General features: G+C 65.1%; 26 protein-coding genes and 1 pseudogene. 10 read left to right on the forward strand and 17 right to left on the reverse strand.

Annotated features, from left to right (window positions below):
- Positions 1 to 13: 13 nt before the first annotated feature.
- The 5 genes from EET13_RS14690 to EET13_RS14710 form a co-directional block, all read right to left on the reverse strand.
- Positions 14 to 1,330, reverse strand: coding sequence for a cytochrome P450 (locus EET13_RS14690; RefSeq protein ID WP_122442982.1), 1,317 nt, complete (start codon positions 1,328 to 1,330; stop codon positions 14 to 16).
- Positions 1,331 to 1,410: 80 nt separating this feature from the next.
- A complete protein-coding gene (locus tag EET13_RS14695; RefSeq protein ID WP_122442983.1) occupies positions 1,411 to 1,833 on the reverse strand; it encodes a lipoprotein LpqH in 423 nt (140 codons plus the stop codon).
- Between the two features lie 44 nt (positions 1,834 to 1,877).
- Positions 1,878 to 2,708: an SDR family oxidoreductase gene (locus EET13_RS14700; protein ID WP_122442984.1), complete on the reverse strand. Its 831-nt coding sequence runs from the start codon at positions 2,706 to 2,708 to the stop codon at positions 1,878 to 1,880.
- 21 nt (positions 2,709 to 2,729) lie between these two features.
- A complete protein-coding gene (locus EET13_RS14705; RefSeq protein ID WP_211186435.1) occupies positions 2,730 to 3,188 on the reverse strand; it encodes an SRPBCC family protein in 459 nt (152 codons plus the stop codon).
- Positions 3,189 to 3,239: 51 nt separating this feature from the next.
- Complete coding sequence (locus tag EET13_RS14710; RefSeq protein ID WP_122443003.1) at positions 3,240 to 3,656, reverse strand: transglycosylase family protein; 417 nt, start codon at positions 3,654 to 3,656, stop codon at positions 3,240 to 3,242.
- Between the two features lie 626 nt (positions 3,657 to 4,282).
- Here EET13_RS14710 and EET13_RS14715 point away from each other — a divergent pair.
- Entirely contained in the window at positions 4,283 to 4,813 is a 531-nt protein-coding gene (locus EET13_RS14715) for a hypothetical protein (protein WP_244603911.1), read from the forward strand.
- A gap of 100 nt (positions 4,814 to 4,913) precedes the next feature.
- On the opposite strand, the gene ag85B is transcribed toward EET13_RS14715, so the two are convergent.
- Positions 4,914 to 5,891 carry a diacylglycerol acyltransferase/mycolyltransferase Ag85B gene (ag85B, locus tag EET13_RS14720; RefSeq protein ID WP_122442986.1) on the reverse strand — a complete coding sequence of 326 codons (978 nt, stop codon included), beginning with the start codon at positions 5,889 to 5,891 and terminating at the stop codon, positions 4,914 to 4,916.
- Positions 5,892 to 6,576: 685 nt separating this feature from the next.
- On the opposite strand from ag85B, the gene EET13_RS14725 reads away from it, so the two are divergent.
- On the forward strand, positions 6,577 to 7,704 hold the full coding sequence (locus EET13_RS14725) for a DUF7159 family protein (protein ID WP_122443005.1): 1,128 nt from the start codon (positions 6,577 to 6,579) through the stop codon (positions 7,702 to 7,704).
- Positions 7,705 to 7,872: 168 nt separating this feature from the next.
- Here EET13_RS14725 and EET13_RS14730 read toward each other — a convergent pair whose 3' ends face one another.
- From EET13_RS14730 to EET13_RS14740, 3 genes and pseudogenes are all read right to left on the reverse strand, one after another.
- Positions 7,873 to 8,424 carry a YceI family protein gene (locus EET13_RS14730; protein WP_244603912.1) on the reverse strand — a complete coding sequence of 184 codons (552 nt, stop codon included), beginning with the start codon at positions 8,422 to 8,424 and terminating at the stop codon, positions 7,873 to 7,875.
- 29 nt (positions 8,425 to 8,453) lie between these two features.
- Positions 8,454 to 9,418, reverse strand: a pseudogene (locus tag EET13_RS14735) (alcohol dehydrogenase catalytic domain-containing protein).
- A 67-nt stretch (positions 9,419 to 9,485) separates the two neighbouring features.
- Positions 9,486 to 10,820 (reverse strand): cytochrome P450, encoded by a 1,335-nt coding sequence (locus tag EET13_RS14740; protein ID WP_425293682.1) that lies wholly within the window; start codon positions 10,818 to 10,820, stop codon positions 9,486 to 9,488.
- Between the two features lie 389 nt (positions 10,821 to 11,209).
- Here EET13_RS14740 and EET13_RS14745 point away from each other — a divergent pair, with 389 nt between their 5' ends.
- From EET13_RS14745 to EET13_RS14755, 3 genes are all read left to right on the forward strand, one after another.
- Positions 11,210 to 11,617 (forward strand): hypothetical protein, encoded by a 408-nt coding sequence (locus tag EET13_RS14745; protein ID WP_122442989.1) that lies wholly within the window; start codon positions 11,210 to 11,212, stop codon positions 11,615 to 11,617.
- Positions 11,618 to 11,634: 17 nt separating this feature from the next.
- A complete protein-coding gene (locus EET13_RS14750; RefSeq protein WP_122442990.1) occupies positions 11,635 to 11,928 on the forward strand; it encodes a hypothetical protein in 294 nt (97 codons plus the stop codon).
- 63 nt (positions 11,929 to 11,991) lie between these two features.
- Complete coding sequence (locus tag EET13_RS14755) at positions 11,992 to 12,210, forward strand: Rv1893 family protein (protein WP_122442991.1); 219 nt, start codon at positions 11,992 to 11,994, stop codon at positions 12,208 to 12,210.
- A gap of 26 nt (positions 12,211 to 12,236) precedes the next feature.
- Here the strand turns inward: EET13_RS14755 and EET13_RS14760 are convergent, their stop codons facing one another.
- Both EET13_RS14760 and EET13_RS14765 read right to left on the reverse strand, forming a co-directional pair.
- On the reverse strand, positions 12,237 to 13,367 hold the full coding sequence (locus EET13_RS14760) for a nitronate monooxygenase (RefSeq protein ID WP_122442992.1): 1,131 nt from the start codon (positions 13,365 to 13,367) through the stop codon (positions 12,237 to 12,239).
- 103 nt (positions 13,368 to 13,470) lie between these two features.
- Positions 13,471 to 13,935: a hypothetical protein gene (locus tag EET13_RS14765; protein WP_122443006.1), complete on the reverse strand. Its 465-nt coding sequence runs from the start codon at positions 13,933 to 13,935 to the stop codon at positions 13,471 to 13,473.
- A gap of 137 nt (positions 13,936 to 14,072) precedes the next feature.
- On the opposite strand from EET13_RS14765, the gene EET13_RS14770 reads away from it, so the two are divergent.
- Positions 14,073 to 14,813, forward strand: a complete 741-nt coding sequence (locus tag EET13_RS14770; RefSeq protein WP_122442993.1) for a glucose 1-dehydrogenase — start codon at positions 14,073 to 14,075, stop codon at positions 14,811 to 14,813.
- A 55-nt stretch (positions 14,814 to 14,868) separates the two neighbouring features.
- Here the strand turns inward: EET13_RS14770 and EET13_RS14775 are convergent, their stop codons facing one another.
- Together EET13_RS14775 and EET13_RS29880 are read right to left on the reverse strand one after the other, a co-directional pair.
- The gene (locus tag EET13_RS14775; RefSeq protein WP_211186437.1) at positions 14,869 to 16,299 is read right to left on the reverse strand and encodes a B12-binding domain-containing radical SAM protein; all 1,431 of its coding nucleotides are present in this window, start codon (positions 16,297 to 16,299) and stop codon (positions 14,869 to 14,871) included.
- A gap of 141 nt (positions 16,300 to 16,440) precedes the next feature.
- Positions 16,441 to 17,181: a hypothetical protein gene (locus EET13_RS29880; protein ID WP_136623162.1), complete on the reverse strand. Its 741-nt coding sequence runs from the start codon at positions 17,179 to 17,181 to the stop codon at positions 16,441 to 16,443.
- Between the two features lie 209 nt (positions 17,182 to 17,390).
- Here EET13_RS29880 and EET13_RS14780 point away from each other — a divergent pair, with 209 nt between their 5' ends.
- Positions 17,391 to 19,319, forward strand: a complete 1,929-nt coding sequence (locus EET13_RS14780; protein ID WP_122442995.1) for a flavin-containing monooxygenase — start codon at positions 17,391 to 17,393, stop codon at positions 19,317 to 19,319.
- 10 nt (positions 19,320 to 19,329) lie between these two features.
- Positions 19,330 to 20,355, forward strand: coding sequence for an alcohol dehydrogenase catalytic domain-containing protein (locus EET13_RS14785; protein WP_122442996.1), 1,026 nt, complete (start codon positions 19,330 to 19,332; stop codon positions 20,353 to 20,355).
- Here EET13_RS14785 and EET13_RS14790 read toward each other — a convergent pair.
- Positions 20,339 to 21,256 carry a class I SAM-dependent methyltransferase gene (locus EET13_RS14790; RefSeq protein ID WP_122442997.1) on the reverse strand — a complete coding sequence of 306 codons (918 nt, stop codon included), beginning with the start codon at positions 21,254 to 21,256 and terminating at the stop codon, positions 20,339 to 20,341. The two genes, EET13_RS14785 and EET13_RS14790, sit on opposite strands and share 17 nt — an antisense overlap.
- 16 nt (positions 21,257 to 21,272) lie before the next feature.
- Positions 21,273 to 21,704, reverse strand: a complete 432-nt coding sequence (dtd, locus tag EET13_RS14795; RefSeq protein WP_122442998.1) for a D-aminoacyl-tRNA deacylase — start codon at positions 21,702 to 21,704, stop codon at positions 21,273 to 21,275.
- 56 nt (positions 21,705 to 21,760) lie between these two features.
- Here dtd and EET13_RS14800 point away from each other — a divergent pair, with 56 nt between their 5' ends.
- On the forward strand, positions 21,761 to 22,063 hold the full coding sequence (locus tag EET13_RS14800; RefSeq protein ID WP_122442999.1) for an MTH1187 family thiamine-binding protein: 303 nt from the start codon (positions 21,761 to 21,763) through the stop codon (positions 22,061 to 22,063).
- Here the strand turns inward: EET13_RS14800 and EET13_RS14805 are convergent.
- Positions 22,048 to 22,563, reverse strand: a complete 516-nt coding sequence (locus EET13_RS14805) for a macro domain-containing protein (RefSeq protein WP_211186438.1) — start codon at positions 22,561 to 22,563, stop codon at positions 22,048 to 22,050. The genes EET13_RS14800 and EET13_RS14805 overlap by 16 nt on opposite strands.
- A 283-nt stretch (positions 22,564 to 22,846) precedes the next feature.
- Positions 22,847 to 23,293 carry a hypothetical protein gene (locus EET13_RS30915; RefSeq protein WP_211189073.1) on the reverse strand — a complete coding sequence of 149 codons (447 nt, stop codon included), beginning with the start codon at positions 23,291 to 23,293 and terminating at the stop codon, positions 22,847 to 22,849.
- Positions 23,294 to 23,350: 57 nt separating this feature from the next.
- On the opposite strand from EET13_RS30915, the gene EET13_RS14810 reads away from it, so the two are divergent.
- Positions 23,351 to 23,920, forward strand: a 570-nt coding sequence (locus EET13_RS14810; protein WP_136623164.1) for a PE family protein, incomplete at its 3' end; no start/stop codon positions are given.

Consider the following 23,920-nt stretch of genomic DNA (forward strand, 5'->3'; position numbering starts at 1 on the left):
CAACCGCCGTGAGTTACTGGGTGGCCAGTGTACGGGCCGGACCCAAGGTGACCGGCAAGGTCGACCAGCCCCGCAGCACCCGGGTATCGCGCCTATTTCCGGCGCCGGCGGCCCGCACCTCGGGGAAGCGCTCGAAAAAGGTGCGCAGTCCGACTTCGCCCTCGGCGCGGGCCAGAGCGGCGCCAAGGCAGAAGTGACGGCCGGTGGAGAACGCGAGATGCTTGCCGGCATTGGGACGTTCGATGTCGAAATGATGCGGGTCGGGGAACACCGATGGATCGCGGTTGGCCCCCGCCAGACAAATCACCACCATTTCACCGCGTCTGATCGGCACACCGGCCACCTCGACGTCGGTGCGGGCCACCCGCGCGGTGAGTTGGACCGGCGAATCCAACCGCAAGATCTCTTCGACCGCGTTCGGCCACAGCTCAGGACGCTGGCGCAGCGTGTCCCGATGCTCGGGCATGTCCAGCAACATCCGAATGCCGTTGCCCAGCAAGTTGACTGTGGTTTCGAAGCCGGCGACCAACACCAGTCCGGCGACCGCGTGCAGCTCGTCGTCGTCGAGATGCGTTTCCGGGTCCCCGCTTTCGGCCGTGCGGATCAACTGGCTCATCAGGTCGTCGCCGGGGGCTCGCCGCAGCTGCTCGAGATGCGACACCAGCCAGGCGTTGAATCCCGTCACACCGCGCCGGACGCGCTGGTACTGCCGGTAGGGCACGCCGATATCCAGGCTGGGCGCCGCCAGTTCGCCGAATTCCAGGACACGCCGGCGGTCGTGTGCCGGCACTCCCAAGATTTCGCTGATCACCGCGATCGGCAGCTGAGAACAATAGCGGCCGACGATGTCGACCACACCGGGCTGGTCAACGAGCTGATCCAGCAGACTGATGGCGGTCTGCTCGACCCGATCACGCAGCGCGGCAACCGCCCGCGAGGTGAACACCGCCGAGACCGTTTTGCGATAGCGCGTGTGATCGGGCGGCTCGACCGCCAGTAGCGACGGCGGCCGCAGCGGGTGCAGCTGATCGTCGCGAGTACGGCGCTCCAGCCAGCGCAGCGGTTTCGGTAGATTCTCGCCGAGCGAGATGACCTGGAAGTCGTCGGAGCGCAAGATGTCGTGGCCGAGCTGATGGTCGACGGTCAGGTAGTTGACCCGGGCCCGCACCAGGCGACCGTGACGGCGCAGCTCGTCATAGAAAGGCACCGGATTGGCGGCGACGGCCGGATCCGCGATCAGCCGGGCCTGCAGTTCACCCCGCCGCAGCCCGACGCCGGCCATGCCGCGGATCACCCCATGCAACGCCAGCCAGTGCAGTCTGTCCTTCACCGCTCCTCCATCCCTCGGCGGGCCAGGGCGCCTTGCGACCCAGCGTAGGCCCGCCGGGTCGCAGCAGCGCGAGTGATGTTTCAGCAGTCGGCGACGATCTTGAAGTCTGTTGTCACGACTTTGTTGGGGTTACTGCTGCCGATTCCGTACGCGCTGCCGGTGATGGTGTAGGTGCCGCGCGACAGGTCGGCATGCGCCTGCCCCACGCCGCCTTCCCAGAAGCTGCCGTTGAATCCGTCGACATTGCGGATCTTGACCCATTGCGGGATCACCCGCTCACCGCTGACCAGCACCACCGCCTGTACCTCGCCGTCACGGTCGCGGATGTTGACGGTCCGATACAACTGATCCTGGCTACATGCGGCAGGACGCGTCGTCCGCGTGTATCCGTCGATGGTCAGATGTGCGGCCTTGCGGGGTACTGTTTGCGCCTCGCCGCATCCGGACAGACCCGCCGTCACGACCACTGCAATCACTGCCACCCCGACCGATCGGCTTCGCACCCGCCACCTCCAACGTGGGCCTCGTGGACCTTGTGGACGAAACTTTACTGCCGCTGCGGATCCAGCCTGGGCAGGGTTTTGATGATGCGGCGCCGGACGAACTCCGGACTAACCCCCTTGAGCCGGTCTATCCACCGAATGCCTTCGGGCACATACCAATGCAGCCTGGTGGGGTGATGGTAGGCCTGCCAGGCCGCCTCGGCGACGCTGCTCGCGGGCATCAGCCGAAACATGCCCTTCTTGGGCGCGGCGGCGCGGATCTGCTGGGCCGAAAGCGTTGGCGCGCCCACCTCGGAGTGCTGGCGCGTCGAGGTGAGAATCGCGGTGTCGATCAGACCGGGCAGCACGTCGGCCACCCGCACATCGTGGCGCTGCCACTCCACACTGAGCGCCTCGGTCAACCCTTTGACCGCATGCTTGGTAGCCGAGTAGACCGCAAGGCGCGGCATGCCATAGGTGGCCGAAGACGACGACGTCGAAAACATCAGACTGCCCGGGGCCTTCTTCAGGTAGGGCAGTGCGCCGTAAGCCCCGGTCAGCACCGACTTGAAGTTGACGTCGACGACGCGCATCGCGGCGTCATACGGCACATCTTCGAACCATCCGCCTTCGCCGATGCCGGCGTTGTTCCACATCATGTCCAGGCCGCCGCCCGCATTGTCGGCGCAAAAGTCCCCTAGCGCCGAATCGAGGGCAGCCTTGTCCGTCACGTCCACCACACGCGTCCACAACCCAGCGCCGAGCTCACCGCTCAGGGTTGCCAGACCGCCGTCGTCGCGGTCCACCGCACCGACGCGCCAGCCCTTGGCATGGAAGAGCCTTGCCCCCTCGCGGCCCATGCCACTGCCGGCGCCGGTGATGAATATCGACTTCATGCGATCTGCCACGGCCAGCCTTCAGGCTGTCTCGACCACTTCTTTGATACGGTGCAGCGTCTTGGTCATGTCCCGGATGTTGCGGCGTTTGCGCAGCCAACCTCCGAACGCCCAGTAGTACACCGTTGTGAACACCGACGGGGTGAGCCGGAAGGACTCGGTGACATCGGTGCCGTCACCCGCCGGCGCCAGCCGGTAGTGCCAGTTGTTGACCGGTCTGTCGCCGGCCATCACAGCAAACCCGAATTCGAGAGGGCGCTCACACGCCGTCACCTTGCACACCGTCCAGTAGACGGGCCCGATCTCGTTACGCCGGACGTGTCCGCGGAATCGGGCACCGAGCGCTGGGCCGGTTGCACCGTCGAGCCACTCGGCCTCGAACGTTTCCGGCGAAAACCGTCCGGTGTTACGAATATCGGCGATTAAATCCCAGATCTTTTCCGCTGGGGCCGCCATATGAACCGTTGCCGAACCCTCCATAGCACGATCCAATCACGTCCGGTGTAACACTGGGAACGGACACACCGATATTCACTGATGCGGTGTGAATAGCGTGATGACCTCAGTCACCGTCTGCTGCAACTGCCGTACCGGCTTGGGCAACACCAGGGGCACGGGCGCAAGACCGCCGGCGCTGGCGCACTTCGGCCACGCGGCCGGGCCCTGGCCGACCAGAACTCGGTTAGCCACGGCGATTTGTTCCTGCTTAGAGGCGTTCGCCGGGCTGCCGACGCCACCGTACTCATCCCACGTGGATTGCTTGAACTGAAGTCCGCCGTAGGAGCCGTTACCGGTGTTGGCGGTCCAGTTGCCACCCGACTCGCACTGTGCGACGGCGTCCCAGTTCATGACATCGGCGTGTGCGATGGCGGTGGCGAGTGACATCGAAGCGGCGACGAAAGCCGCGGCCGTGGCGGACTTGATGAGGGGCTTTGCGATGCGTGTCATGTCCGGCATTTCGGCTGCCTTGGCCAAAGCGTTACCGCCTAGAAAAACTTATGAAATTGGTTAGCTGCCGTCTTGTGATTTGCGCAAACGACGTCGCGCCCGGCGAATCAAACCGCCGCCCGGATCGAGCAGCCGAGGCACACGGTGGCTGGGATCACCACCTGACAACCGCCTGTCCGGGCGGAAAGCCCCGTCATTTCCAAGGGCGCGCTGACGGATGAGACAGACGCACACCGACCGTCACAGCAAACTTTGGCAGGCCAGTATCTGAGACAAAATCTTAGGGTTGGGAAGCGCGCACCGACCCAGGTGCCGACGCCTTCCGGTGCCCGCCGGTCGCTGGTCGGACTAGCGGCCCACGACCCGAACTCCGGGCGGCCGCGGCCCCCGGATCGACGTTGCTGACCCGGGTATCGTTTTCCGCAAGAAACCCGAGACTCTCGATCGGGAAGTTCGTGCATCGTGGTGTATGACAGTCAACCGCGGCCGGGCGGCGCGTCTTACCGGCCGGGTACCGGTCCTTGTCGGCGGTTTGATCGACGGACCTCCGAGGTTGATCCGGACAGCTCACGGTTCGACGCGCCGGTATGAGCGGAAATCGGTTGCGAACGAGCGGGGCGCGAGGCGTGCTCGCCGCCGCGCTCGTGACGTCCGTGCTGCTCGGTGGAGTTTTCCTGTTGGTGGAGCACCGCCATCGGTCTTCGTCCGCCGGCGGCTCGCTGGAGCACCCCCTCACCGACGCCGCGACCCAGGCTCAGGTTGTGGAATCGGCACGACAGATCGTCACCGTCGCCGGCCTGAAGGCGACCACCGCCGGGTACCTCTTGATGTCGTGCAAGAACCGGGAAGATCCGCCGTATAAGGGAACGGTCTATCTGACCTTCGCCCTCCCCGCCGACACGCGCGCCGATGCGTACTTTCGCGACATCGCGGCGACGCTGACCAGCCGCGGCTGGACCCAGGGTCTGCCGTCAAACGAGCATGTGTTCGGCCGGACCCTGTCCAGGGACGCCGTCACGGCGATCATCTACCGCCACGATGACGACACCGGCGCGGGAGTCCTGCAGCTCTACGGTCAGTGCCGTAACACCAATGATCACCGCCGCGACACCACCGCATGGGTCGATATCACCAACCAGTTCGGCGCGGGCAGGTAACGGCGCTCGCCGAAGGCGCCCGGCGCGGCTTCGCTGCGAACACACTGCTGGGCTTGACGGGGTCGTGCCGTCAAGCCCAGCAGCTGCAAGCGTTGCGCGATCAGCGGGCGCCGAGGCTGGCCTGCAGATCGCCCTTCATCGCGTTGAGCTGTGCGCCCCAGTACTCCCAGCTGTGCGTTCCGTTGGCGTCCAGATTGAACACGGCGTTGTGACCGCCGGCAGCGTTGTAGGCATCCTGGAATTTCAGGTTGCTGCTGCGTACAAAGTTCTCCAGAAACTCGGCGGGAACGTTGGCGCCGCCCAACTCTGAGGGGGTGCCGTTGCCGCAGTAGATCCACAGACGGGTGTTGTTGGCAACCAGTTCCGGGATGTGCAGCGACGGGTCGTTGCGCTGCCAGGCCGGGTCACTCGAGGGCCCCCACATGTCCGAGGCCTTGTAACCACCGGCGTCACCCATCGCCAGGCCGATCAGGGACGGCCCCATGCCTTGGGACGGGTCCATCAGGGCCGACAGCGAACCCGCGTAGATGAACTGCTGGGGATGGTAGACGGCCAGAATCAAGGCCGACGAGCCGGCCATCGAGATGCCGACCGCAGCGCTTCCGGTGGGCTTGACGCTCCTGTTGGCGGACAGCCATTGCGGCAGCTCGCTGGTCAGGAAGGTCTCCCACTTGTAGGTCTGGCAGCCGGCCTTGCCGCAGGCCGGGCTGTACCAGTCACTGTAGAAACTGGACTGGCCACCGACCGGCATGATGACCGACAGGCCGGACTGGTAATACCACTCGAATGCGGGAGTGTTGATGTCCCAGCCGTTGTAGTCGTCTTGAGCGCGGAGACCGTCGAGCAAGTACACCGCCGGCGAGTTGTCCCCACCGCTTTGGAACTGGACCTTGATACTGCGGCCCATCGCTGCTGACGGCACCTGGAGGTACTCCACCGGCAGGCCGGGGCGGGAGAACGCTCCCGCGGTCGGCGCCCCACCAGCGAGTCCGACCAGGCCAGGAAGGGCCGCGGCAGCAGCCGCGCCGACCGCAAGGCGCCGGCCCCACGCCCGAATCTTCCCGCTCACGTCTGTCATACCCTGCCCCTTGTCCGTATATGCTCGCGCGCTCCCGGCAGAACTTACCGTGTGAATAGGTCATATGTCGATCGGGACGCGAAGTCATTCCATTTCGATATCGGTTACCCCCGCCGACACAGCAACTGTGCTATGTGAGCCGGCGACGGGCTCACCGCCTCCCCCATCGGCCCCGTTGCGGCCCGGACGAACCGGAGCGCAAACGAGTGCTATGCACCCAGAGCAGGGCAGAAGGCGGCGGGCGGGGAGCGATACAAAGAATAGTTAACCGATAGGAGACGTCGGACCTCGACACGCCGGACGTGCTTCGAGCAACGTTTCGCGGGTTTACCCGCGAATCGTGCCCCGAAGACCGGCAAACCGCCGTCTGCCCACCCGGGCGACGTCTCCTGGCGGCAACCGGCGGCCCGGGCACCGTGCTCGTTGGATGTGAGTCACCTGCGGGTTTGCCCACCGAAGAAGCCGAACTTGCGCCGACCGCGTAATCTCTGTCAGGCAAGCCGATCGAGACAGCGACTTTCCGGGGACTTTCCGGGGACTTTCCGGGGTATCCGGTCGTTCCGGCGCTCACGCACCAGCGCACCAGGCTCCTTGGTGAATGATCGGTGTATGCCGGGCGCGACGTCGTTGGTTCGAGGCGCCTGATGGACCGGGAATGATTCGGGAACGATTGAGGTGCGAAATTTTGGAGACGGTACTTGGGCTGTCAGTGACACCGACCGCCGTGGGTTGGGTGCTGGCTGAAGGACATGGCGCAGAGGGCACCATCCTGCATCATCACGAGTTACAGCTGCGCGGTGGCCGCGGAGTAGGCGTCGTCCATGCCGCCGAGCAGGCGGCGGCGCAAGTCATTCATGCCAGAGAATTGGCGGCCGCGGCCGGACACCATTTGCGTGTGGTCGGAATGACCTGGAACGACGAAGCTTCCGCCCAGGCCGCGCTGCTGATCGAGGCCTTGACCGACGCCGGTTTTGACAACGTGGTACCGGTTCGGCTGCTCGATGCCGTCGAGACCCTGGCCGAGGCGGTCGCACCGGTGATCGGATACGAGCAGACCGCGGTCTGCATCCTCGAACACGAATGGGCAACCGTAGCCATGGTTGACACCCACGACGGAAAGACCCAGACCGCCGTCAAACATGTCCGTGGTGGTTACGACGGACTGACCTCGTGGCTGACCGGAATGTTCGACCGCAGCGCCTGGCGTCCGGCCGCCGTGGTGGTGGTCGGTTCCGACCTTGATGTCAGCGACTTTTCCTGGCAGCTCGAAACCGCCTTGCCGGTACCGGTTTTCGCGCAGACCATGGCGCAGGTGACAATCGCGCGGGGCGTGGCCCAGGCGGCCGCCCGCACCACCGAGTTCACCGACCCGCAACTGGTGGCAGACACCGGCGCAACCACCGTCGTATCCAAACGGTCACGCCAGTACGCAGGAGCGGCAACCACTTTGGCCGCTGCTGCGGTGACCTTCGTGGCTTCGGTGTCCCTGGCCGTAGGTCTGCAACTGACCCCGGACAGGCACTCCGAAACAGCACAGCGCGCCGTACACACCTCGGCACCGGAAATCGCAGAGGCAGGTGCGCCAGCTCCGAAGCCCGCGACTACCCAGTTACCCGCTGCACCTGCCGGGCCCGCGATCGAGCAGGAGCACATCCACCTCACCTCCGGAGAAGAACTCACCGATGCCATCCCCGAGCGGCCGAATGACGTTGCGTCACAAACAGATCCGGGTGATGGATCACCGCTGTTGACCCGGGTGCTCAAGCACATACCCGGCACTTACGGTGACCAAATTGTGGCGCCGCCGGAGTAGTCGAACTGCCGGGCCGAGAACCACCGCTACCTCAACGGGCTCGATATCTCTTGCGCCCCAGTGGTAGCTGACCCCATTGCCTACGGTTCATACCGGCATTGGGCGAATACTACGCCCGGGAAAACGAATACCATTGGGCGACTCGGTGTCATGGCCGGCTTCGGTTGATCAGCCGTCCTTGGCTCGAACCGCACGAAACGAAACCGTCACCTCGTCGGCAACCTGCAGGGAGCCCATCAACATCGAATACGGCTTCACCCCGTAGTCAGACTGGCGAACCGTCGATTCGACGGACATCGCCCAGGAGTCACCAAGGTCCTCGGTGCGCAGGTCGATCACGTGCTGATGCGACGCGCCGCGGATCTGCAGCGCACCGGCGAGGCGGTAACCGTCCTTCGTCTTGGCAATCTCGGATGCGTTGTACCGGATGTCCGGAAAGCGACCCGCGTTGAGCGACTTCAGCGCATTTGACCTCACCAGGGCCTTTTCCGGTCCGGACAGGCTCTTGACACCGCCCTCGCCACGCAACACCTCCAGCGAATCCACTTCCACAGCAAGTTCTGCGGCGATGGGTTCTTCACCGACCCAGCTCACCGTGGCCTGCCAGCGAGTCATCGCGATGGTGAGCCGATGGCCCATTCGAGCTGCCCGGCCCGCGACACCGGTACGAACGATCAACTCACCATCGGATGTGCCCAGTGTCCATGCCGTCTCGCTCACGGCACGACTCTATTCGTTCGCCGCCGCGTTCACATGGTGAGGACGCCTCGGTAGCGGGTCTGCCCCTGCTCCATCGCCGCGTAACCATCCGCCGCGCGTGAAAAGGCGTCTCCTCGACCCACGCCCGCACGCCGGACAGTACTGCGAAATGCATGGTGTCTTCCACATCTATTGCGGTACCGGAGGGGTGGCCGGTAATGCTGAGGCCGGGACTGATCAGCTGCCTGGGACTGATCGGCAGCGGGTCGGCGCTCACACCCACCACGACCAGTTCACGACGGGGCAGTATGCCGGGCACCGTCGCGGCCATGGCCGCCGAGTTCCCCGCGGTGGCCAGCACGACGGCGGCACCGCCGAGGCGGCGCAACGCCTCGCCGACGTCGCCGCCGGTAGAGTCGACATAGTGGTGAGCGCCCAGCCGGCGCGCATCTTCGGCTTTGGCGGTCCCCCTGGCGATCACGATGGTCTCGAAGCCCATCGCCCGGGAGAACTGCACACCGAAGTGACCCAGACCGCCGATACCGAGCACCCCTCCCGGTCTCCGGGCAGTGCCCTGGTGTGGCGCAGCGCGTTATACGTCGTGACACCGGCGCAGCACATCGTAGCCGCATCGACGTCGGAGAGTTCTGACGGAATCCGGGCCAGCGCGTTGGCCGGAACCGTCACCGATCCGCATAGCCCCCCGGGTATTGCCAGCCGGGCTCCTTCATGTTGTCGCAGTGGATGAAGGTGCCGTTGCGGCAAGGGCCGCACCCGTTGCAGTGCCCGCCGAACCAGCCGACGGCGACCCGGTCGCCGATAACGAAATCATCGACGCCCCCGCCGAGTTCGACTATCCTGCCGGCGATCTCATGTCCCGGCGTCAATGGCCACCGTGTGTTCGGAAAGCGCCGCTGACGAACGGGCGGTCGGTGCCGCATACGCCGCATGCTGAGACCGCGATGCGTACCTCGTCATGGGCAGGCGGCTCGGTGTCGACGTCGACGATCTCCAAAGCCGCGCCAGCCGACGCTATCCCGACAGCTTTATGCACGCGAACCAGCTTGTTTTTCGGTCCAAGGTCAATGCGCGACAGGGCATTTCGCCGACGCGGTGCTGTGATAATCGACCTGCCAGTGCTTGATTCCGTTCAGCCAGCCCGATCGCAGCCGTTCGGGCTTGCCTGTCGATTCCAAGCCAGGCACGGCGTCGGCGATCGCATTGAACATCAAGTCGATGGTCATCCGAGCCAGGTTGGCCCCGATGCAGTAATGCGCGCCGGTGCCGCCGAACCCCACGTGCGGATTGGGACTACGCAGAATGTTGAAGGAGAACGGGTCGTCGAACACCTCCTCGTCGAAATTGGCTGAGCGGTAGAACATGACCACCCGCTGGCCCTTCTTGATCGACACCCCGGACAGTTCGTAGTCCTGCAGCGCGGTCCGCTGAAACGAGGTGACCGGGGTGGCCCAGCGCACGATCTCGTCGGCCGTGGTGGCCGGGCGCTCCCTCTTGTACAGCTCCCACTGGTCGCGAAACTCGGTGAACGCCATCATGCCCTGGGTGATGGAGTTCCGGGTGGTCTCATTACCGGCAACGGCCAGCAGGATGACGAAGAAACCGAACTCGTCTTCAGACAGGTGGTGCCCGTCGATATCGGCCTCGATCAGCTTGGTGACGATGTCCGGACCCGGGTTCTTGGCCCGATCGGCCGCCATTTGCATGGCATACATGATCAGTTCGACCGAGGCGGTGATGGCGTCATTGCTGGCGAACTCGGGATCCTGGTCACCCACCATCTGGTTCGACCAGTGGAAGAGCTTCATCCGGTCTTCCTGGGGCACACCGAGCAACCCGGCGATGGCCTGCAGCGGCAGTTCACACGACACCTGCTCGACAAAGTCACCGGAACCCTGCGCTGCCGCGGCCTCGACGATGTGGCGCGCCCGCTCGTTGAGGTCGTCGCGCAGCCGCTCGACGGCCGCCGGGGTGAAGCCGCGGGAGATGATCTTGCGCAGCCGGGTGTGCTGTGGGTCGTCCATGTTGAGCAGGACGAACTTGCCCCGCTCGATCTGCTCACCGACCGTGCCGTCCTTATAGCGGGGCAGCGCGGTCTTGTCCAGGCTGGAAAAGACGTCACTGCGCCGCGAGATCTCTTTGACGTCTTTGTGTTTGGTCACCACCCAGTAGCCGCCGTCGTCGAAGCCGCCGCAGCCGATCGGCTGCTCGTTCCACCAGATCGGCGCGCATCGGCGCATCTCGGCCAGTTCTTCCACCGGCAGGCGCTCGGCGTAGATATCGGGGTCGGTGAAGTCGAACCCGGGCGGCAGATTGGGTACCGACTTGGCTGCTGACTCGGCTGGTGACACGGCCCACTCCCTCAATACGAATTCTGCTAGTGGTCGTCCACTGCCCATAATCCATTGCTCCACCTGAGATGGGAAGCACCGATGCGACGTGGCGAAGCCCGAACTGCAACGTGTTCAGCCGGGATAGCTGGCTGCCTGCGGATGCGCCCGAAGCACTTGGCGCGTCGTTGCGGCCCGCTTATCGTCGTGAGTGACCGGGCGGGCCCCCGGCAGGCGGGGGAGTACTGAGGTGGCCGCGCGGTGCTGGCAGGCTGTCAGTCCCGTTGTGCTCGGTGGCCCGCCGAGTGATCCGCGGCGTACAGCTGGCGGGGAAATGCGCTGGTCATCCGCGCGGTAACGAGGAGACCGGTGCGGGTTGTGACAGCTGTTGTGGGCTGGGCCACAATCGTTATGCTGTGGTGAACTCGCCGGTGCATGGAGGGCATGAAGGGGTTGACATGATTCGGGAACTGCTGGCCGCCGCTGCGATCGCTGGTGCCGCGATCGGCCTTGCACCGGTCGCCGGCGCCGACAACGGGCGTTATGAGGGTGACGTGCCGGGAATGAACTATGACGCCTCGTTGGGCGCGCCGTGTGACAACTACGAACGCTTCATCTTCGGCCGCGGCACCAGCGGCCAGGCCGAAGCCTGTCATTTCCCGCCACCGAACCAGTTCCCGGCAGCCACCACCGGTTACTGGGTGATCTCCTACCCGCTGTATGGCGTGCAGCAGGCGGGTGCCCCCTGTCCTGGGCCGCAGGCGGCGGCCCAAACGCCCGACGGCCTGCCGATGCTGTGCCTGGGAGCGCGGGGATGGCAAGCCGGGTGGTTCACCGGGGCCGGGTTCTTCCCTCCCGAAGGATGACCGACTGATTCCACGCAATGACGACCGACCGCAAACCAACTGAGTCACCGATACCGCGCTGGTTGCGGTTTGTCCTGGCGTCGGATCGCGCAGGTTCGGCGTGGTACGTCGGGACCGGCTTCTTCTTTGCGCCGGTGCTGGCGCTGGTGTCGCCGTGGCCGGCCGTCACCGCCCTCCTATGGTGGATGATCGCGCTGGCCGGGTTATGGCTGGGACTGCTCGGCATTGCGATGGCCGTCGGGCTGGCACGCGTATTGCGGTCCGGCAGCGAAATTCCGGAGCACTACTGGCGCACGCTGGTCGACTACTAAGCCCTGCGCTCACCGGGTCTACAGTCATATCAAGCATCCCGTCAACGAAATGAGGAGCCTCCGATGGCCATCAATCCCAAAGATGCAGTCGATGCTGCCAAGGACATAGCGACCAACGCCGTCGAGAAGGCGTCGGACATCGTCGAAAACGCCGGCGACATCATCCGCGGCGACATCGCCGGGGGCGCCAGCGGCATCGTGCAGAGCTCGATCGACATCGCGACGCATGCCGTCGACCGGGTCAAGGAAGTATTCACCGGCAAGGACAACGACCTGGATTAGCCGGCGCTTGGACGGCTCAAGGCCTCTCAGACGGTCGCGGCGGCGTTGAGCTCGTCGAGCCGGTTGGTTGCCTCAAGGTACTCCTGCACCCACCGCTGGATGACGGTTGCGGTCTTCTCGACCTTGCCGAACTGACCGACCACCTGCCCGATGGGATTGAACGCGACCTCGACGCTCTCGTTCGGGTACTTGTTGGTGGCTCGCACCGCCATACCGGACACCATGTACTGCAACGGCATTCCGAGCGGCTTCGGGTTGTCCGGCTGCTCCCATGCCTCGGTCCAGTCGTTGCGGAGCATGCGCGCAGGCTTGCCGGTGAATGACCGGCTGCGCACGGTGTCGCGGCTGGTCGCCTTGGCGTAGGCCGCTTGCTGAACCGGGGTGTTGGCGGCCTCCTCGACCATCAGCCACTGCGAGCCGGTCCAGGCGCCCTGGGCGCCCAGAGCCAAGGCCGCCGCGATTTGTTGGCCGCTGCCGATACCGCCTGCTGCCAGGACCGGCACCGGCGCGACCTCTTTGACCACCTGCGGCCACAACACGATCGAGCCAACCTCGCCGCAGTGCCCGCCGGCCTCGCCGCCCTGGGCGATGATCACGTCGACGCCGGCATCGGCATGCTTACGGGCCTGTGAGGGCGAGCCGCATAACGCCGCGACCTTGCGGCCGGATTCGTGAATGTGGTTGATCATGTCGGCCGGCGGGGTGCCCAGGGCGTTGGCGATCATTGCCACCTTCGGGTGCTGCAGCGCCACCTCGACCTGCGGGGTGGCCGTCGCCTCGGTCCAGCCGAGCAGCTGCAAGCTGTCCTTGTCGCTGTCCTCGATGGGGACACCGTGATCGGCGAGGATCTTCTTGGCGAAGTCCAGGTGCTCCTGCGGCACCATTTTGCGCAGCGTCTCGGCAAGTTCCTCGGCCGATAGACGCGAGTCCATGCCCTCGTATTTGTTGGGAATGACGATGTCGACGCCGTAGGGATGGTCGCCGATATGCTCGTCGATCCAGGTCAGTTCGATCTCCAGTTGCTCGGGCGTGAAGCCGACGGCGCCGAGTACGCCGAACCCGCCGGCTTTGCTGACGGCGACCACGACATCGCGGCAGTGAGTGAATGCGAAGATCGGAAACTCGATGCCAAGTTGGTCACATATGGCGGTGTGCATGCCTGCTCCTGGGCCCCTCGCCGAATTGAAACGTGTTCTAGTTTAGTACGGGCGTTGCGGACACGGCCACCACGGTGCCGCCGCACCCCGCGACTAGGGCCGTTCAGTGCGTGAGGCTGTATGTCAGCCACAGCAGCAGGAACGCAAACATGCAACCGACGCAGACGAGGTGATCGCGGCAGACGGCCCGCGCAAGACGGGTCTGTTGGGCCGAGCTGTCGACGCGCTTTCCGAGGCGAACCGCGCATGGAACCGTGTGCACCGCGGCCAGCCCCACCGGAACTCCGGCGAGAACGGCCGATGCCGTTGACAACCAACCGGGTTGGTCGCCGTGAATGGCCTCGAACACCAGTCCGCCCACCAAGGTCAACATGACCAGAGCAATCAGCCGGCTCATCGGACGCGACGTGGTCGTCGCGCGGTGGTAGTAGGCCGCAATCGACGCCAGCACCGGTTCGGGCAGGTCGCCGCTCGCGCGTGGGTACCGCAGCACTTGGACGTCGAAAATCAGGTCCATCCACAAGACAGCGAGCAAGAACCCGCCGCAGGCCGTGAGTAGCGGGGCCACGACGCTCATTCACCTCCGGGTGCCAAACTGCACCGGCCGCCGGCGGCCCGTGCGTCGGTTCATTGTTTCGCGTGCCGGATCGCGGCGCAGTAGAACAGGTTCTATGGCCACGAGGTGCTGCGGTAGCCTGACCCGTCATGGGCCGGGTGGACGACAAGGTTGCACTGATCAGTGGCGGCGCTCGCGGGATGGGGGCCTCGCATGCCCGGTTGCTGGTCGCCGAGGGCGCCAGGGTGGTGGTTGGTGACATCCTCGATGACGAAGGCCGCGCATTGGCCGACGAGTTGGGCAGGTCGGCGCGCTACGTGCATCTGGACGTGACAAAACCGGAGCAGTGGACGACGGCGGCCGCAACCGCGGTGGGGGAGTTCGGCCGGCTGAACGTATTGGTCAACAACGCCGGGATCATCAACTACGGTCCGCTCAAGACTTTCGACCTGAGCAAGTGGCAACAGATCCTCGACGTCAATGTCACCGGCACCCTGTTGGGCATCCAGGCGGTGGTCGATCCGATGATCGCTGCCGGCGGCGGCTCGATCATCAACATCTCGTCCATCGAGGGGCTGCGCGGTGCGGCGTGGGTGCACGGGTACGTGACCTCGAAGTGGGCGGTGCGCGGCCTGACCAAGTCCGCAGCATTGGAGTTGGCGCCCAATAGCATTCGGGTCAACTCCATCCATCCGGGTTTCATCCGAACTCCGATGACCGCCAAACTGCCCCCGGATATGCTCAACATTCCCCTCGGACGTCCCGGCGAACCTGCGGAGGTATCGGCGTTCGTGCTGTTCCTGGCCAGCGACGAGTCGTCATATGCCACCGCGGCCGAGTTCGTCATCGACGGCGGCCTGGTCGCCGACGTATCGCACAAATCCCAGTAGCGTCTCGAGTTGCACCCCTGCCTGCTCGACGCTGGGCCGGTAGGCACCCATCACCTCAGCAGCGAAGAGCTTCGCCATCCACGGCGGTGTTGTCCCATTCGTCGAGGCGGGCGAGGAAGAATGCTTCCGCCTCGTCGAAGCTGATGTCCGCGTCGGGCGCGATGCGGGCCACCAGGTCGGCGTAGACCCGCGCCGCCTCCGGGTCGGCGAATTCCCATTGGCCCAGCGGCCATTCGTCGTCGAGATAACCCGCGGCCGAATACGCCTGGTACAGCGGTGTTCCCGGATACGGAGTGACCTTGCTGAGGAACTTGAACGGGTGCCGGTACTGGGTGGCTCGCAGCAGGCGTGCCGTCTCGCGCAGTTCCTCGGGGCGCACCGTCGGGTGAAACATGATGGTTCCCGGGATCACGTCGATGCCCACCTGCAGTAAGGCGTTGATGGTGTCGACGGGGTCTTGGCCGCGGTTGATGATCTGCTTGCGGTAGGCGCGCAGCTGGTCGTAGGAGCCGGTCTCCAGCCCGACGAACACCCGGCGCAGACCCGCTCGGTGAAGATGCCTGAACACGTCCAAATCCACCACCGAGTCCAACCGGATGTCGATCATGAAATTGACGCCGATGCCTCGACGCAGAATCGCGTTGGCAAACTCGGCGGCACGTTGCTGCGAACCGGGATGCTTGGAGACAAACAAATCGTCGGTGATCGACACGAAATTGATATCGAAATCCGACACCAGATACGCAATCTCGTCGACAACCGAATCGACCGACTTAGCCCGGTAACTGTTGCGGCCAAGCAGCGCCGACGTGGCTCCCGTCCCGCAAAACGTGCACCGATACGGGCAACCGCGAGTGGTGAAAACGGCGGCCGAAAACCCGTCGTCGAGCACCGTCGGCAATTCCTCGCGAGCCGCGCGAGGCAGCCGATCAAGGTCGATCAACGCCGACGGTGAGCACACGATCTGGCCCTGGGCATCGCGGCGCGCCACTCCCGGTACATCTGCTATCTCGTCGCCGTTGGCCACGGCCGAAGCCAACCGGGTAAATCCGACTTCCCCGTCACCCACCACCACGAAGTCAAAGCAGTCATATTGGCGCAAAATACGTTCGTAGTTCAGCGTGGCGATCGCATTGCCCAGCGCGATCTGCACACCCGGCCAACTCTCGCGCGCCCGCTGCGCCAACCACACCACCTCGGCAAATGTGTCGATGCAGGAAAACCCGACAACCCCCGGCGTGCCGGCCACTCGTGCAACGTCGTGCATGGCCTGCCACGTCTGCTCCACACCCACATGGCCGGCCACCAACCCGTTGACGGTCGCGATATCAAGCCCCTGACTGGCTGCGTAGGCCTTGATCGACATCATCCCCAGGTGCTCCATGGGCATCGACGAATACACCCACGGACCCCAAAGCTTCTGTGCGCCAACGTAAGAGCGCCCATTGGCGCGAACACCGGGAGGATTGACCAGAAGCGCCGTCACGTCATGGCTCCATCACTGCGGTGACCATTGCCTTCTCGTGCCTTCTCGTGCCTTCTCGTGCCTTCTCGCCCGCGCACGTATGCCCCGACGCATACTGCCGGGTAGCCACCCACGCCCCTGCCCGAAAGCCAAGCAAATATCTCAAGCCGACCGACTCAGACCATCGAGCAATCGGCTCATCCGGCGACCGAATGCCATGTCGATTAATCGGAACACCACCGCCGGCATCCTTGGACGCGCCGTTGGCGTCCGCTCGTAAATAACGGTCGACACGCGTGAATCCGGGTCAATTTGTACTATTCGGGTGACGTTCGGATTGCTCCTAAGCCGAGGAATTTCGACGCGCTGCCAAATATTGTCGGGACGGACATCGCATCCCACGATCGCCGTTACCGTGCCGGCGGCGTTCTCCGCATAGGCTCTGGCCGCTTCGTCCCAGAACCTGATCGTATCCGGAAAGGCTGCGTCCCATCCCGGAACCGGCGCCATTCCTCGCCGCTCCAGCAGCATTTTCAGTGTCGTGGCATTTGCTTCAGCTGCTAAACGCTCGGCAATTCTGGAACCATCGGGCCCCACGCCAACTCCATGGGCGTCGCGCCCCGACCAGTAATAAGCCTTACCGGGATCCGTCTTCGTCAAGTCAAGCAGCTCGTCGTACAAGGGCAAGTTCTTCCGCAACTGGTCAGTGGGGTTGACCGCGAAGTCATCGTTGTCATCAACGACATTCGTTAGCGAAGTATCACGCCTTGTATCCGCCCCGCCGTGAATTTGACACTCCGGCCCGGCTAAATCGCCCGCAAAATTTCTCGTCGGGTCTCGATCAAATTTCATTTTACTGTCATTTTCCGCGACGTCCGGACATAATATGTCGCCAGCACACATGCGCGGAAGCATAGCGACTACGGGGCCCCTCCGCAATTTCCCGCATTGAATTGTACGGCGAGTTCCCGCCGTAGGAGTTCGCGGTCCAGATTGGTTCAGCAGCACGCCCCGGCACTCTTGATCCGGAGCGGTTGTGCGCGGTAGCGTAGTGCCGGCAATTACGAAACTGCCAGTATCGTAATTGAGATCGCACGAAAGGATCGGCTTCGATGCGCAGCGGGTATGCCGGGCTGCCGTTCACCACGTCCACCCCGGAGATCGCGTCCGCGCTCGAGGACGTCAGCATCCCGACGCTGTTGCTGTCGCTGGTGCATATCACCGGCGATCCCCGCTTCATCCGGGACTTCAAGCCGATGGGGCTCTTCCTCAACGAAGTCCAGGGGTTCATGTCGGAGGAGGACAAGGCCCGTGCCCGCACCGAAGGCCTCGCCGTGATCTCGCAGTATCGTGATCGCGGCTGCCCCGAACCCCAGCCGCTGAGCATCGACCTGATCCGGGAGATGATGGATTGGGCGGCCTGCGAACACGTTCCTGACGACTACCTGCCGCTGGTGCTGGAAGAGATGGATCTCGACCGGGCCGACCCGCGCCGGCCGGAACCTATCCCGTCCGAGTGCGCGGCTCAGCTGCCGGTGATCGTGATCGGCTGCGGGGAATCCGGAATTCTGGCCGGAATCCGATTGAAACAGGCCAACATTCCCTTCACCATCGTGGAAAAGAACGCCGGCCCCGGCGGAACCTGGTGGGAGAACACCTATCCCGGGGCCCGCGTGGACGTGGCGAACCATTTCTATTGTTACAGCTTCGAACCCAACGACGACTGGACACACTTCTTCGCCGAACAGGGCGAACTACAAGACTATTTCACGCAGGTCATGGACAAGTATGGCGTCGCCGAGCACGTGCGGTGGAACACCGAAGCGCTGGCGGCCGAATGGGACGACGCCGAGGGCATGTGGAGTGTCTTGCTGGGCTCGCCCGACGGCCAGACCAGCGTGAGTGCGCGGGCTGTCATCACCGCGGTCGGTCAGCTGAACCGACCGCATATCCCGTCATTCGACGGTGCTGACACGTTCGAGGGGCCGTCGTTTCACTCCGCGGCTTGGGATCACTCCGTCGACGTGACCGGCAAGCGCGTTGCGCTCGTCGGGGCAGGTGCCAGCGGCTTTCAGATCGCGCCGGCGATCGCCGGCGATGTCGAGCGTCTCACCGTCTTCCAGCGCACCGCCCAATGGATGTTCCCCAACCCGATGTATCACGACGAAGTGGGCGACGGCGTGCGCTGGGCGACGCGGCACCTGCCGTTCTATGGCCGGTGGTATCGATTCCTGCTGCTGTGGCCGGGAGCCGACAAGGGTCTCGACGCGGCGCGGACCGACCCGGATTACGCTGATCAGGACTATGCCGTCAGCCAGATGAACGCCGCCGCCCGGATGATGTTCAGCCAGTGGATTACCGGCCAGGTCGGCGACGACCACGAGCTGTTGGCCAAGGTGATGCCCGACTATCCGGCCACCGGTAAGCGAACTTTGCAGGACAACGGCAGCTGGCTGCAGACCCTGAAGCGGGACAACGTCGAACTGATCCGCGCGCCGATCCGGCGGATCTCCCGTCACGGGATCGTCACCGATGACGGCCACGAATACCGCGCCGACGTCATCGTGTATGCCACCGGGTTCCGTCATACCGACGTGCTGTGGCCGCTGAAGATCGTGGGCCGCAACGGCATTGACCTGCGCGAGAGGTGGGGCGCCCGGCCCTGCGCCTACCTTGGCATCACGGTTCCGGACTTTCCCAATCTCTTCCTCATCTACGGGCCCGGAACTCATCTGGCCCATGGCGGCAGCTTGATCTTCCAGTCCGAACTCCAGATGCGCTACATCAATCGCTGCCTGGAACACCTGATCACCAGCAACGTGCATTCGATGGAGCCGACGGCCCAAGCCGCCGCTGACTGGCATCAGCGCACGCAGGCCGAAATCCAGCAGATGGTGTGGTCGCATCCGGCCGTCAAACACTCCTATTTCAAGAACGCCGACGGGGAAATCCACACTGTCAGTCCGTGGCGCCTGAGCCAGTACTGGGCCGCGGTACGCGAACCGGACTGGTCGCAATTCGTGCTGCGACAGAGAAAGTGAGCACTTCGACATGCGCGCGGTAGTCATCGACGGGCCGGGAAGCGTCCGGGTCGACACCCGTCCGGACCCGGCGCTTACCGGGCCCGACGGAATCATCGTCGCGGTGGGCGCTGCCGGCATCTGCGGTTCCGATCTGCACTTCTACGACGGCGAGTATCCACTTGCCGCGCCCGTGGCCCTCGGTCACGAGGCGGTCGGCACTGTCGTCGAAACCGGACCGCAGGTGCGTACCGTCGCGGTCGGCGACCAGGTCATGGTGTCCTCGGTGGCCGGCTGCGGCGGCTGCGAGGGATGCGCCACCGGCGACCCGGCCAGATGTCGTTTGGGCCCACAGGTTTTCGGCTCCGGTGCGCTGGGCGGCGCGCAGGCCGACCTGCTGGCGGTGCCTGCCGCTGACTTCCAGGTGCTCAAGGTTCCCGACGGGATCACCACCGAGCAGGCGCTGCTGCTCACCGACAATCTCGCCACGGGATGGGCGGCCGCCCGCCGGGCCGACATCCCGTTCGGCGGCACGGTGGCGGTCATCGGTCTGGGCGCGGTGGGGCTGTGCGCGCTGCGCTGCGCGTTCCTCCAAGGCGCGGCAACGGTTTTCGCTGCGGATCGGGTTGACGGGCGGCTGGGCCGGGCCGCGGCATGGGGTGCGACGCCGGTCGGCTCGCCGGCGGTCGAGGCCGTTCTGGCCGCGACGGGTGGCCGTGGAGCCGACTCGGTGATCGACGCCGTCGGCACCGACGCGTCGCTGACGGACGCACTCAGCGCGGTGCGGCCCGGTGGCACCGTCTCGGTTGTCGGGGTCCATGACCTGCAGCCGTTTCCGCTGCCGGCGCTGGCGTGTTTGCTGCGCAGCATCACCCTGCGACTGACGATCGCGCCGGTGCAGCGCACCTGGCCGGAGTTGATTGCGCTGCTTCAGTCCGGCCGTCTTGACGTGGATGGGATCTTCACCACCACACTGCCGTTGGACGAAGCGGCCCAGGGCTATGCGATAGCGGGGTCTCGGTCGGGCGACAATGTGAAGGTCATGCTCCGGCCTTAGTAGCCGTGATGTATTGGGAGTGCATGACACTGTCGACCTTGACGTCCACATCCGGGGGTGTCATTCCATAGCCGGCCTGCAACTCGAGCGTGCTGCGGACCGGCTCGACGGCCCATCCGCGGGCGGCCAGCCATTGTGCCGGGTCGGTCTTGTCGTCATAGCTGAGCGCCGAGAAATCCACTTCGCCGAACAGATTCACCCCCGGATGGGCGGCTTCCAGAGCGGCGAGCTGTTGATGGTCAAGGCGGGTGCCCAAGGCGCCCACGGCAACTCGGCTGCCGGGTGCCGACAGTTCGTCGATCCTTGCAAAGAGTAGGTTTTGCGCGTCGCCGTTCAGGTACATCAAGAGCCCCTCCACCGACCAGGCGCTGGGCTGTCGCGGATCGAAGCCGGCGGCTTTGAGTGGCGTCGGCCAGTCGGTGCGCAGGTCGGCGGCGACCTCGGCTCGGTGGGCTTTGGGCTCGGCGCCGTGCCGAGCCAACACCTGCGCTTTGAACTCCAGGACTTTGGGCAAGTCGATCTCGAAAACCGTTGTCCCGGCAGGCCAGTCAAGCCGGTAAGTGCGTGAGTCCAGGCCGGCGGCGACGATCACCGCCTGCTGAACGCCGGCCTCGGCCGCCGACCGGAAGAAGTCGTCGAAAAACCGGGTCTGTACGCCATAGAGGCGGGGAAACGCCGTCTGGTCGGCGGAGGTTGCCGGGCTGGCAAGCAGCCCGGTCAGATACGGGTCCGCCGAGGCGGTGACGAAGGATCGCGCGTATTCGTCCCGGACCAGTGGCTGCGGGCCCACCGCATGCAGCGCGCGCCACCCCGCGACCAGGAGCGCGGTGTATCCCACACTGCTGACGATGTCCCACTGATCGTCGTCGGAGCGAAGCGCTCCGAATTCCGGTCCTGTCACGGGCAGCCCTCTCGTATCAAAGCTCCAGCATTACCGTCACCGGGCCGTCGTTGACCAGCTCCACGTACATGTGGGCACCGAAGACTCCGGTGTGCACATGCGCGCCGAGCCCGCGCAACGCGTCGGCGAACGCTTGCACCAGTGGCTCGGCCGCGGCGGCGGGTGCGGCGGCGTTCCACGACGGCCGCCGGCCCTTGGCCGTGTCTGCGTAAAGGGTGAACTGGCTGATCACCAAGATCGGCGCGTTGATCTCGCACGCGGACTTTTCGTCATCGAGAATCCGCAGGTTCCATAGCTTTTCGGCCAGCCGCTGCGCCTTGCCGGCATCGTCGGCGTGGGTCGCACCCACGAATGCCAGCAGGCCCTGCCGCTCCGGCCGGATGGCGCCGACGACCTCGTCGTCAACTACCACGGATGCTGAGGAAACCCGTTGCACCAGAACCCTCATGGGCGCAATGCTGCCAGGCCGGCTTTGGCCGCTACGTTGCTGGGTAGGCTCGTGTCATGTCGGTGCTCGTCGCGTTTTCGGTGACCCCCCTCGGTGTGGGGGAGGGGGTCGGCGAGATCGTCGCCGAAGCGGTTCGGGTGGTGCGGGATTCGGGGCTGCCGAATAAGACGGATTCGATGTTCACCGAGATCGAAGGCGATAGCTGGGATGAAGTCATGGCGGTGGTGCAGCGCGCGGTGGAGGCCGTGGCCGCCCGTGCGCCTCGGATCAGCACCGTGATCAAGGTGGACTGGCGTCAGGGGGCCGTCGACGCGATGACGCAGAAGGTCGCTTCCGTCGAGCATTACCTGTCGTCGTAAGCCTGCACTGCCGCGACGAACGCTCGCTCGGCGGTGTCGCCGTGAACGGCGAACACCACCCGCTGCAGCGAAGCCGCTTGGTGCCGACGAACGGCGTCGACCATCAGCCGCGCGGCCTCCTCGACCGGAAAGCCGCCGACGCCGGTGCCGAAAGCCACCAAAGCCAGTGAGCGGCAACCCAGCTGGTCGGCCTTGCGCAAAGTAGACGTGGTGGCACGGACGATGATGTCCGCCGACGTGGGACCGCCGAGCTCCATCGTCGCGGCATGGATCACATAATGCGCCGGCATGTCGCCAGCCGTGGTTTCGACGGCCTCGCCAAGCCCGATGGGCGCTTTCTCGTTGGATTCACGCTGTACCGCTGGCCCGCCGGCGCGGGCGATGGCTGCCGCGACGCCTCCGGCGTGGCGAAGCTGGGTGTTGGCCGCGTTGGTGATCGCGTCGAGTTCGAGTTTCGTGACGTCGGCCTGCAGTACCTCTATGTCGATGATGTCGATCATCGACACATTCTCGCGCGGCGGCCAGCGGCAATCACCCACCGAGCGCCGGGACGTTTCCGTGCGGGCGATGAACATTACCCACGGCGGTGCTGGCACTGCCGGTCAACGGGCAATTGAGTCCAGCCGCGGCGGCCCGCCATTTGATGGCAAATCGTCCGCCAGCTCGGGTAGTTTGACTCGAACGTAGAAAACCCGGCGGCGCTCAGAAAGGCAGACAGATGTCCCTTTGCCCGACCCGAGAATCGGCCCGCCGAATATGACCGGCAACACGCCCGCGGCGGGGTCACCCGGCCAGCCCGGCGAACCCGGCCAGCCCGGCGGGGCTGGCGGGGCTGGTGGCCGAGGTGGTGCAGGCGGTGCCGGGGGCAGAGGTGGAGCTGGCGGTCAAGGCGGTCAAGGCGGCCGGGGCGGCGCCGGCGGCCCCGGTGGCCAAGGCGGCCGAGGCGGCGACGGAGGGATGGGTGGAGCACCGGGCCCCGGCGGTCAACCCGGTAAGGGTGGAGCAGGCGGCCCCGGGGGAGCTGCGGGAGCCGGCGGCCAACCCGGTCAACCAGGCCAACCCGGTCAACCCGGCCAACCCGGCCAACCCGGCCAACCAGGTCAAGCGGACAACTAGCACCGTCACGCTGCTGCCGCGCGCAGCGCGGAAAAGCCCCCGAGATCCCGTCCGATGCGTGGCGCCGCCGGTGCCGTCACCTTTGCGTTCAAAACCCGAAAATTCTGCGTCCATTGTGCATATGATGTGAGTTCCTTCGGGGGTCGACGGATGGCCTCTTAGGAGCTAACCATGCCGTATGTGATCGCAGCGCCGGACATGTTTTCCGTGGCCGCTGCCGATGTGGCTAGCCTCAGCTCGTCGCTTCGCGCTGCCAATGCGGCGGCCGCAGCTCAGACCACTCAAGTGCTGGCCGCCGCAGCTGATGAGGTGTCAGCCGCGATCGCGACGCTATTTTCCGGCCACGCGCAGGAATACCAGGCGCTCAGCATCCAGGCGGCGGCGTTCCACAACGCATTCGCGCAGGCGCTGAATAGTGCAGGCGGCGCGTATGCGGCCTCCGAGGCCGCTAATGTATCGCCGTTGCAGACGCTCGCGGACGATGTTCTCGGCCTGATCAACGCGCCCACAAATTTGTTGCTGGGGCGCCCGCTGATCGGTAACGGCACCGACGCGGCGCCAGGGACCGGCCAGGCCGGCGGCGCCGGTGGAATCCTGTGGGGCAACGGCGGCACCGGCGGCTCCGGGGCGCCCGGTCAGGCGGGCGGGGCCGGCGGCTCGGCCGGGCTGTGGGGCACGGGCGGCGTCGGCGGTGCCGGAGGCGTCGGCGGTGCCGGCGGCACCGGCGGCAAGGGCTATAAC

The sequence above is a fragment of the Mycobacterium attenuatum genome (genome assembly GCF_900566085.1).
Lineage (GTDB): Bacteria > Actinomycetota > Actinomycetes > Mycobacteriales > Mycobacteriaceae > Mycobacterium > Mycobacterium attenuatum.

Coding starts and splice junctions, on each gene's coding strand:
- EET13_RS14700 (WP_122442984.1), bottom strand. CDS start 2,708: ATGAAGTCGATATTCATCACCGGCGCCGGCAGTGGCATGGGCCGCGAG.
- EET13_RS14705 (WP_211186435.1), bottom strand. CDS start 3,188: ATGGAGGGTTCGGCAACGGTTCATATGGCGGCCCCAGCGGAAAAGATC.
- EET13_RS14710 (WP_122443003.1), bottom strand. CDS start 3,656: ATGACACGCATCGCAAAGCCCCTCATCAAGTCCGCCACGGCCGCGGCT.
- ag85B (WP_122442986.1), bottom strand. CDS start 5,891: ATGACAGACGTGAGCGGGAAGATTCGGGCGTGGGGCCGGCGCCTTGCG.
- EET13_RS14740 (WP_425293682.1), bottom strand. CDS start 10,820: ATGGGCAGTGGACGACCACTAGCAGAATTCGTATTGAGGGAGTGGGCC.
- EET13_RS14745 (WP_122442989.1), top strand. CDS start 11,210: ATGATTCGGGAACTGCTGGCCGCCGCTGCGATCGCTGGTGCCGCGATC.
- EET13_RS14750 (WP_122442990.1), top strand. CDS start 11,635: ATGACGACCGACCGCAAACCAACTGAGTCACCGATACCGCGCTGGTTG.
- EET13_RS14755 (WP_122442991.1), top strand. CDS start 11,992: ATGGCCATCAATCCCAAAGATGCAGTCGATGCTGCCAAGGACATAGCG.
- EET13_RS14760 (WP_122442992.1), bottom strand. CDS start 13,367: ATGCACACCGCCATATGTGACCAACTTGGCATCGAGTTTCCGATCTTC.
- EET13_RS14770 (WP_122442993.1), top strand. CDS start 14,073: ATGGGCCGGGTGGACGACAAGGTTGCACTGATCAGTGGCGGCGCTCGC.
- EET13_RS29880 (WP_136623162.1), bottom strand. CDS start 17,181: ATGTGTGCTGGCGACATATTATGTCCGGACGTCGCGGAAAATGACAGT.
- EET13_RS14780 (WP_122442995.1), top strand. CDS start 17,391: ATGCGCAGCGGGTATGCCGGGCTGCCGTTCACCACGTCCACCCCGGAG.
- EET13_RS14785 (WP_122442996.1), top strand. CDS start 19,330: ATGCGCGCGGTAGTCATCGACGGGCCGGGAAGCGTCCGGGTCGACACC.
- dtd (WP_122442998.1), bottom strand. CDS start 21,704: ATGAGGGTTCTGGTGCAACGGGTTTCCTCAGCATCCGTGGTAGTTGAC.
- EET13_RS14800 (WP_122442999.1), top strand. CDS start 21,761: ATGTCGGTGCTCGTCGCGTTTTCGGTGACCCCCCTCGGTGTGGGGGAG.
- EET13_RS14805 (WP_211186438.1), bottom strand. CDS start 22,563: ATGATCGACATCATCGACATAGAGGTACTGCAGGCCGACGTCACGAAA.
- EET13_RS30915 (WP_211189073.1), bottom strand. CDS start 23,293: ATGGACGCAGAATTTTCGGGTTTTGAACGCAAAGGTGACGGCACCGGC.